Source organism: Acinetobacter sp. AM, assembly GCF_003105055.1.
Taxonomy (GTDB): Bacteria; Pseudomonadota; Gammaproteobacteria; order Pseudomonadales; family Moraxellaceae; genus Acinetobacter; species Acinetobacter tibetensis.
Genome location: NZ_QETG01000048.1, coordinates 1 through 9300, shown reverse-complemented (window position 1 = coordinate 9300; position 9300 = coordinate 1). Strand labels below are relative to the sequence as shown.

Annotated in this window: 12 protein-coding genes; 10 read left to right on the top strand and 2 right to left on the bottom strand. The window is 37.6% G+C overall.

What is annotated here, in order from left to right:
• Positions 1-316: 316 nt before the first annotated feature.
• Complete coding sequence (locus DCO44_RS16445; RefSeq protein ID WP_116763765.1) at positions 317-652, bottom strand: helix-turn-helix domain-containing protein; 336 nt, start codon at positions 650-652, stop codon at positions 317-319.
• A gap of 148 nt (positions 653-800) precedes the next feature.
• Between DCO44_RS16445 and DCO44_RS16440 the strand changes: the two genes are divergently transcribed.
• The 8 genes from DCO44_RS16440 to DCO44_RS16405 all read left to right on the top strand — a co-directional run bounded on the left by DCO44_RS16440 (position 801) and on the right by DCO44_RS16405 (position 6522).
• Positions 801-2021, top strand: a complete 1221-nt coding sequence (locus DCO44_RS16440) for a phage/plasmid replication protein, II/X family (RefSeq protein WP_116763749.1) — start codon at positions 801-803, stop codon at positions 2019-2021.
• A gap of 12 nt (positions 2022-2033) precedes the next feature.
• Positions 2034-2375 (top strand): hypothetical protein, encoded by a 342-nt coding sequence (locus DCO44_RS16435; RefSeq protein WP_116763763.1) that lies wholly within the window; start codon positions 2034-2036, stop codon positions 2373-2375.
• 158 nt (positions 2376-2533) lie between these two features.
• On the top strand, positions 2534-2905 hold the full coding sequence (locus DCO44_RS16430) for a hypothetical protein (RefSeq protein ID WP_213066325.1): 372 nt from the start codon (positions 2534-2536) through the stop codon (positions 2903-2905).
• 3 nt (positions 2906-2908) lie between these two features.
• Positions 2909-3112: a hypothetical protein gene (locus DCO44_RS16425; RefSeq protein ID WP_116763761.1), complete on the top strand. Its 204-nt coding sequence runs from the start codon at positions 2909-2911 to the stop codon at positions 3110-3112.
• A 21-nt stretch (positions 3113-3133) separates the two neighbouring features.
• Positions 3134-3415 (top strand): hypothetical protein, encoded by a 282-nt coding sequence (locus DCO44_RS16420; RefSeq protein ID WP_116763759.1) that lies wholly within the window; start codon positions 3134-3136, stop codon positions 3413-3415.
• A 97-nt stretch (positions 3416-3512) separates the two neighbouring features.
• Positions 3513-4814: a virulence factor TspB C-terminal domain-related protein gene (locus DCO44_RS16415; RefSeq protein ID WP_116763757.1), complete on the top strand. Its 1302-nt coding sequence runs from the start codon at positions 3513-3515 to the stop codon at positions 4812-4814.
• A complete protein-coding gene (locus tag DCO44_RS16410) occupies positions 4807-5082 on the top strand; it encodes a DUF2523 family protein (RefSeq protein ID WP_116763755.1) in 276 nt (91 codons plus the stop codon). Before DCO44_RS16415 ends, DCO44_RS16410 begins: the two co-directional genes overlap by 8 nt.
• A 9-nt stretch (positions 5083-5091) precedes the next feature.
• Positions 5092-6522: a zonular occludens toxin domain-containing protein gene (locus DCO44_RS16405; protein ID WP_116763753.1), complete on the top strand. Its 1431-nt coding sequence runs from the start codon at positions 5092-5094 to the stop codon at positions 6520-6522.
• A 694-nt stretch (positions 6523-7216) separates the two neighbouring features.
• On the opposite strand, the gene DCO44_RS16395 is transcribed toward DCO44_RS16405, so the two are convergent.
• Positions 7217-7552 carry a helix-turn-helix domain-containing protein gene (locus tag DCO44_RS16395; RefSeq protein WP_116763765.1) on the bottom strand — a complete coding sequence of 112 codons (336 nt, stop codon included), beginning with the start codon at positions 7550-7552 and terminating at the stop codon, positions 7217-7219.
• A 148-nt stretch (positions 7553-7700) separates the two neighbouring features.
• On the opposite strand from DCO44_RS16395, the gene DCO44_RS16390 reads away from it, so the two are divergent.
• Both DCO44_RS16390 and DCO44_RS16385 read left to right on the top strand, forming a co-directional pair.
• Positions 7701-8921 (top strand): phage/plasmid replication protein, II/X family, encoded by a 1221-nt coding sequence (locus DCO44_RS16390; protein WP_116763749.1) that lies wholly within the window; start codon positions 7701-7703, stop codon positions 8919-8921.
• A gap of 12 nt (positions 8922-8933) precedes the next feature.
• On the top strand, positions 8934-9212 hold the full coding sequence (locus DCO44_RS16385) for a hypothetical protein (protein ID WP_116763747.1): 279 nt from the start codon (positions 8934-8936) through the stop codon (positions 9210-9212).
• The last annotated feature ends 88 nt before the right edge of the window (positions 9213-9300 follow it).

The window sequence follows — 9300 nt, the reverse complement described above, 5'->3', positions numbered from 1 at the left end:
GTTAATGCTTGAAGAAAAGAAAGCTGTAGAACAGCAAGTACCTAAGACAGCATAAAGCCTTTACTAATCAAAGGCTTACTATACGATATTTCGTATAATATATCGAGATTATGTTACTAAGCCCCAGTGAGAAAATACGCAGTCTCACGGGGCTTTTTAACATCAATCTGCATTATACGAATATCGAAGGATTCAGCGGTGAGGGCGGGAGTAGGAGCTTCGACGCCCGACTAACCGATCCGCTGAATCACTTAAGAAGGGAGTCCACGTCTTCTAATGGTGGACTCTAGTCCCGAAAATGGGACTTTTAACAATATTAATTGCGCATAAGTTCTTTACTTTTGTTATGTACAATCATCATTTTCAGCATGTCTTTCAGTTGCTCACGGTCTTTTCCTTCAAATCTTTCAACTTCTCTAAAGAGTATTTTTAAATCTCCATTAACGCCTAATTCTTCATCATCGAATAGCAGCATATCTGAGCTTACACCTAACGCAATTACTATATTTTTTATTGTAGATGCTCTTGGGTCGCTATCTTCCTTTAAGGCACTACTAACTGTGCTAGGTGGTAATGAGGCGAGTTTGGCTAATTCTTTTTGATTGAGATTTAACTCTTTCATTAGACGCCTAATGTTAGCTGATACGCTCATTTGAACCATTATTCCGTTCTAAAAACCTTGTTATTTATAACTTTAGACTCATTTGAAACGAAATATTGAATTATTTTGTTGATTTAAACGAAAGGTTGGTTTATAAAACGACTTAATGTATTAAAAGAACGATATATCGTTTTAGACTATGCTTGATCATCTCTGTATTAACGTCGAATTTGAGTCTAGCTTCTATGCAGTAGATGCAGAAGGACGTTATTGCTTTATTGATGTTGATCCGCATTCATTAGAAATTCCTTTAGCTTCCCGATCTGTCTATAAAGACGAGGATGGGGAAGTGCACAACTCTGCTTTGTTTCATCCATATGAATCAGTTCCTACGCATTTTACGGCTATGGCCATGAAAGTATTCTTTGATACTGCCTATATTCCGTATGTTCAGCTCAAAGCTAGTCCTGCCAAATTACTGCAAGGGCATAACGTGTTTGGATCGGACAACATAGAGCAGGGCGCTATGGAAATGATTGGCTTCCTTACCGAAGCTTATCCGCTTTTAGCGCGTATGTTGGACTGGAAAACAGCATGGGTTTCACATATTGATGTGACTTATTCAGCACGAGTCAAAGACCAGACAACCGCTAAAAAGGTGCTTGAATATCTTGGTAATGTTAGCAATGGTCAAACAAGAATTAGTAAAAAGGCTTATGACACATCACGCTACTGGGGCGGTGAAACTTCACGTCTAGTACAGCATAAGTGCTATCTCAAACATGATGAATTCATGGCTCAATTTGCCGATTTAAAACAGCAAGCTTTAAAGATGGATAAGGCTGCTATTCGTGTGATTGAGATCATGTCGCAAGAACGTCTGATTAATTGGACGATTGGTTTATTACGCTTTGAATCACGTTTAAAAAAGCGTTGGCTTGAACGTAATGGTATTCCTACAAATCTCTGGGAATTAATTAAATTTCATAACGAACACCCGAATTTACTTCAAACACTTTGGACTAAAGCAACGCATAACATATTTGAAGCTCTTAGAGGTCAAACTATGAAATTAACCGATGATAAAAGTGTACTTGAAGCTATCGAACGGTCAGAAGTAGTTATGACTAGTAAAGGTAAGCCTTCACCAACCAAAGTACGCAATCTATTCGCAATGTACTGTCTTATCAGAGAAAAAGGCATTGAAGAACTAAAAACTATGTATTCAAAGACATCCTTTCACAGATTGGTTGCTGACCTTTGTCTATGTGGTTTCTCAAAAGCCTACCTTCAGAACCTCCACACTGAAAAGGCTAACAACATCATTCCATTCGTCAAGCTCATTGAAATTGACTTTAACCAACAATTGCCAGACTGGTACGAAGAGCCGATCTCGCAATTCAATTACAAAATAGCCTAAGGAGCAATTTAGATGAATACATCTCAGCACCCAATCATGACAGTTACAGGGATTCGGAAATCAGCGGGTGATTTCAAAGACCAGAATTCAGGTAAGGAAATCAAGTTCTCAAATACAGTTGTCACTGTATTACAGGACTATTCAGAGCGTGAATTAGAACAAGGTGCAATTGGTAAGAAAAGTACTGATTACAAGATCAAAGGCGCTCAATTCTTTAATGATTACGTTGGGCAACAACTTCCAGCAGATGCAGCAATGATCTTCAATTGGGATTTTACAGGCAATGTTCCTAAAGCAACATTGGTGGGGCTTGATTTTAGTTGTGGAAAAAAGCCTTTAGAAACAAAGCCTTAATATACGATATTTCGTATAATGTATAATATGTAAATAAATCAATAACTTAGGATAGTAATCATCATGTCACATATCGAATATAAGTGCAAGAAGTGTGGGGCAACATTCCTAAGTCATTTGATTTATTGCACCCATTTTTATCAGTGTGGGGCTAAAAAATGACAGTACAAGAACTGGCAGCTTTTAATGCTTTAAATGATTTCTACCTGTGGGGTGGTGTCTTTTTTGGTCTGATTATTTCAGGTTTCTTTAAGTCGTTACTTAACTTTCTTGCGCATCGTTTTGAACGTCCTTCACGTATACGTTTTCGCAATATGAATGGTCGTGCTGAACGTAAAGACGACTTTGAATATTTGTACTTGTACAAGGGCGAATATTACACCTTAGAGCAAAGAGACTTTTTGGTTAAGGAAAGACTTAAACAGCTTAAGGCTGTCACACGGTTTGACCTCAAGTTCTTTCTTATGTTTTGTCTTTTGATATCCACAATGACAGTTCTTTTCTTTAAGAACTTTCATCTAGGAATTTAAAAAATGGACGTATTTGTATGCTCAGCAATTGAAATTGTAGACAACGTTCAAACGTGTGCAGCATACGTCCCATTAACTGTTGCACATTTATTCAATGGCTTAGCCATTACACAAAATGATTCTGTAGCGATCTCAATCGAGATAGCCAAAATCTGCGGTGTTCTCATCGCGTATACCTTCATCATGAAGGCTGCAAAACTTGCCTAACAACAACATAGGAGAAATGTTATGGCTTATCAAAATGTAGAAGTAATCGAAGCTCAAAATAAACATGAAAAATCATGGTTCAACCGCTTCAAATACAAATTAGGTGCTGGCGCTGCTGCCGTATCAACTGCTGTTGTATCAACTGCACATGCTGCTGATGATTTGACTGCTGTTGGTACTGCTGTAACTGGTCAGCTTTCATCTGCACAAACTATTGTTGTCGGCATTCTTGTAGCTGCTGCAACGATTACGGCCATCATTATTGGCTATCGTAAACTGAACAAAGGTGCAAACGCTGCCTAAATTAAAGCCCCTTCGGGGGCTTCCTTCTTTTGGGGTGAAACATGCCTGAAGCATCGATTTTTTATTGGATTTTACCTATCACAGTAATGGTGGTCACATGGGTCGTCATCAAAAATACCTAAGAATCTTTTTATCTTTTGTTTTAGCAATTTCTCCAATCATTCTTATAAATCAAGCCAATGCAGGAACTGTAGGTGGTTGGACAATGTCTAATCCCATAGCTGAAGGTGCTTCTGCTATCTACACAGGTACAAAAAAAGTTCTAATCAATGGTGCGGAAGTAGTAAAAACTGGTACAGCAAAAATTACACCTGCTGCCAGTCATGTTGCTAGAGTACTTGCTAGGGGCGGTGCTGCTGCTGCTTTGAGTGTTGCAGTAGAACAGCTTTTAGGTGCGGTCGATTGGGTTCTTGATCCTGCTAACAATCGTGTTATTTATTATGTAGACCCTAACAATACTGCTTGTGTCTACCTTTCTGTTGTATCACAAAGTAGACCTGATTTAGCTGGATGTGGCCTAGCCAAGGCTTGGCAAAATTATCTACCTGTCTATTTGGAATCTAATACTTCTTATAATAATTATACTTTAACTAATTGCGTGCAAAATAATACATCTGACGCCCAAAACGGTGCTTACTACTCAGGAACATGCTATTACACAAGACAAAATATCTCTACTGGTATGGTCCAAAGCACTTATGAAAATATTCACTCTATACCTAATCCAAATCACAATACTGATAAAGAAAAGAAATATCTACCACTTGATACAGTTGCAGGAAAAGTCATTGAAAATGCCAAAACTGGTGATCCTGTTGCACAAGTTGCAACTATGGCTGCTGCTGCTGATATCGTCAAAGATGCCGAAACTGATCAAGCCAAAGCTGCCCCAATTGTTCAACAACTAGAAAATTCTGCTGTAACCGAAACAGATGAAACAGCAACAGGAACACAAACAAAAGATCCTGCAAATCCAGATGTTACTGACCTTTCAATAGAGTTTCCTGCATTTTGTGGATGGGCACCCACAGTTTGTGAAGCTGCTCAAACTGTAATTTCTTTCCCGACCACCTTAACCAACTGGTGGGATACAGCCACTACCTCAATTTCAGAAGCATGGACATTTGCAAAAGATTGGGCAACTTCTGAACCAGAAACAGATACAAATTTAGATATTGATACATCAGAAGAATCTGAGCCAAATACAGACATTTCTTTTTCTACGTCTTGTCCTGCAAAAATACCATTGCAATTCAACTGGAATGGTCAAAGTTTAGATTTTTCTTTTGATTTCACAATCTGGTGCCAAGCCATTTCAACTTATGTTTACCCGATTGTAGTCACACTAGGCTCATTACATGCGCTCTATATCGTTACTGGAGTGCGTCAAGATGGCTAGTCTTTCAACTTTACTTGCAAGTGTACAAAAAGGCTTTCTTAAGAATGTACTTGAGGGAGCAGGAATTACATTAGGCGTTGCTGGCGTTTCTTTAGCGATTGTCACAACCATGATTAATCATTTTTCAAGTTCTGTTAATTCTCTTCCTGTTTTACTGCTTCAAATGGCAGGCGTCACAGGTTTACATATCTACTTTTCATTGGTTTTAGGTGCAATTGTCACAGTTCAATACCGTGCTGCTAATCCACTTCGTATGTTAAAAAAATAGGTTATTAAAATGCTTCATTTAGTAACTGGTACTCCAGGCTCTCAAAAAACAGCGTTTACTGTAAATAAGCTAGATCAGATTGAAAAATCTAACTTTATTAATGTACGTAAAAATAAAATTATCTTTGAAAACAATAAAAAATTGTTTGAACAATTTAAAGAAGAATTTCTTTTGTACATGTATGAGGTCGGCTCAGGTTCTGACATCAAGACAGAAATTGAGATGCTACCAGATGATTATTTTGATTTTTTAAATGAAGATTTTGACGATTTACGTCCTGATGACTATTTTAAAAAAACCACTCGATACAATGAAATTGTTGATCGTATTAATGACTCATATGGAAAACAAGACTTTCAGTTTTTACAGCCTGTACGCACGATTTATACTAATATCAAAGCCTGTAAAATTCCGTATTCAAGACCATTAATTTATGACTGGAGAGATGCTCCAGACGGTTCAATTATTGTTATTGATGAAATTCAGCTTGTAGAGCCATACAAGAACAAAAAATCAGAAGATGAAATGATTATGCACCTGACGATCCATCGTCATCGTGGCTTTGACTTTTACATCATTACCCAAGCAACACGATATTTGCATCCAGTGATGAAAGAACTATTCACAGTTCATTATCATTTGACTCGACCTTTCGGTTGGACTTGTCGTGTTTATCAGTATGGATCTGCACGTGATAATCCCAATGCACTTGTAAACAAGATTAATTGCGAGTCTAAAACATCATTTAAACCTGCTGACCGCATTTTTACGCTTTACAAGTCAACGACTATTGATACATCACAGAAACGAATACCAAAGTTCATCTACTTTATTGGGGCTTTTGTTATTGCGATGTGCTTTCTGTTTTACCACTTTGCATCTAAAGACAACGTTATTGTTGATCAAGTTACGGCTGCTGCCAAAGGTGAACCACCCATTAAACCAACTGATGCAAATAATTTAGCCCCTGATATGCAGAAAAAAGTTGATCTGTGTATGGAACAATTCAAGTGGACAAAAGATCAATGTATCCAAGCCTATAATCCTCAATTAGACCAAAAGCAAAAAGAAGAACTTGCTCAAAAGACGGGTAATTCAATGGATGCAGTTGTTAAGCAATACAATCCATCTAAGCCCTTTGATGATTACTCAGTTAATGTTTCCTATGAACCTACTGCAAAACCTGTTTTTTCAGGTTGTATGAAGAAAAACGGCAAGTATGTCGCTTATACTCAACAAGGAACAATATTGCATGATGTATCACAAGCTGACTGTAAGCGAGTTGTTGAGGATGGAGATAGACCGTTTAACTATTACGCTCAACAACAGCAAGTTGTTAATACACAGCAACCACAGCAACAAACTACCCAAGTTCAACAACAACTCAGTGCTGAGGATTTGGCTAAATTCCAACAGGCTAAAAAACAGGGTCTAATTTAATGGATACGCAAGACGTACTAGGTCTATTTGCCTTATTTTGCATTTTTGTAGGTTGCTTTATCTATGTTTTTAAAGATGTTGGTAATCATTTGAAGTAACAGAGTGGGCGGAGTGCCCACGAACTGATTCAATATGATTTAAAACCTTCTTTCCCTGATTACAAGCTCCCTTTTGCGTTATAGACTACTTTCCAGAGCGTCCCGAATGGGCGCGAACTGGAGTATTTTGTGAAATATCATGCACATCAAGTTTATTTTTTTAGAAATAATAAGATTTTAGTTCTTTATAAGATGTATTTTTTTTGGACTTATTTTGCTTCTTATGATGATTATCTATCTGCAGATAGAGATTTTCAAATGGATGCTTCTAGGTTTGTAGATTTTACTTATATGACTGATTTACAAACTGAACATTTTTTTCAGACTTTAGAATGTAAGAATTTTCGTCCAATTAAATCAGTCTGAGATTTCGTATAATATATCGAGATTATGTTACTAAGCCCCAGTGAGAAAATACGCAGTCTCACGGGGCTTTTTAACATCAATCTGCATTATACGAATATCGAAGGATTCAGCGGTGAGGGCGGGAGTAGGAGCTTCGACGCCCGACTAACCGATCCGCTGAATCACTTAAGAAGGGAGTCCACGTCTTCTAATGGTGGACTCTAGTCCCGAAAATGGGACTTTTAACAATATTAATTGCGCATAAGTTCTTTACTTTTGTTATGTACAATCATCATTTTCAGCATGTCTTTCAGTTGCTCACGGTCTTTTCCTTCAAATCTTTCAACTTCTCTAAAGAGTATTTTTAAATCTCCATTAACGCCTAATTCTTCATCATCGAATAGCAGCATATCTGAGCTTACACCTAACGCAATTACTATATTTTTTATTGTAGATGCTCTTGGGTCGCTATCTTCCTTTAAGGCACTACTAACTGTGCTAGGTGGTAATGAGGCGAGTTTGGCTAATTCTTTTTGATTGAGATTTAACTCTTTCATTAGACGCCTAATGTTAGCTGATACGCTCATTTGAACCATTATTCCGTTCTAAAAACCTTGTTATTTATAACTTTAGACTCATTTGAAACGAAATATTGAATTATTTTGTTGATTTAAACGAAAGGTTGGTTTATAAAACGACTTAATGTATTAAAAGAACGATATATCGTTTTAGACTATGCTTGATCATCTCTGTATTAACGTCGAATTTGAGTCTAGCTTCTATGCAGTAGATGCAGAAGGACGTTATTGCTTTATTGATGTTGATCCGCATTCATTAGAAATTCCTTTAGCTTCCCGATCTGTCTATAAAGACGAGGATGGGGAAGTGCACAACTCTGCTTTGTTTCATCCATATGAATCAGTTCCTACGCATTTTACGGCTATGGCCATGAAAGTATTCTTTGATACTGCCTATATTCCGTATGTTCAGCTCAAAGCTAGTCCTGCCAAATTACTGCAAGGGCATAACGTGTTTGGATCGGACAACATAGAGCAGGGCGCTATGGAAATGATTGGCTTCCTTACCGAAGCTTATCCGCTTTTAGCGCGTATGTTGGACTGGAAAACAGCATGGGTTTCACATATTGATGTGACTTATTCAGCACGAGTCAAAGACCAGACAACCGCTAAAAAGGTGCTTGAATATCTTGGTAATGTTAGCAATGGTCAAACAAGAATTAGTAAAAAGGCTTATGACACATCACGCTACTGGGGCGGTGAAACTTCACGTCTAGTACAGCATAAGTGCTATCTCAAACATGATGAATTCATGGCTCAATTTGCCGATTTAAAACAGCAAGCTTTAAAGATGGATAAGGCTGCTATTCGTGTGATTGAGATCATGTCGCAAGAACGTCTGATTAATTGGACGATTGGTTTATTACGCTTTGAATCACGTTTAAAAAAGCGTTGGCTTGAACGTAATGGTATTCCTACAAATCTCTGGGAATTAATTAAATTTCATAACGAACACCCGAATTTACTTCAAACACTTTGGACTAAAGCAACGCATAACATATTTGAAGCTCTTAGAGGTCAAACTATGAAATTAACCGATGATAAAAGTGTACTTGAAGCTATCGAACGGTCAGAAGTAGTTATGACTAGTAAAGGTAAGCCTTCACCAACCAAAGTACGCAATCTATTCGCAATGTACTGTCTTATCAGAGAAAAAGGCATTGAAGAACTAAAAACTATGTATTCAAAGACATCCTTTCACAGATTGGTTGCTGACCTTTGTCTATGTGGTTTCTCAAAAGCCTACCTTCAGAACCTCCACACTGAAAAGGCTAACAACATCATTCCATTCGTCAAGCTCATTGAAATTGACTTTAACCAACAATTGCCAGACTGGTACGAAGAGCCGATCTCGCAATTCAATTACAAAATAGCCTAAGGAGCAATTTAGATGAATACATCTCAGCACCCAATCATGACAGTTACAGGGATTCGGAAATCAGCGGGTGATTTCAAAGACCAGAATTCAGGTAAGGAAATCAAGTTCTCAAATACAGTTGTCACTGTATTACAGGACTATTCAGAGCGTGAATTAGAACAAGGTGCAATTGGTAAGAAAAGTACTGATTACAAGATCAAAGGCGCTCAATTCTTTAATGATTACGTTGGGCAACAACTTCCAGCAGATGCAGCAATGATCTTCAATTGGGATTTTACAGAAAAGTACTGATTACAAGATCAAAGGCGCTCAATGCTTTAATGATTACGTTGGGCAACAACTTCCAGCAGATGCAGCAATGATCTTCAATTGGGATTTT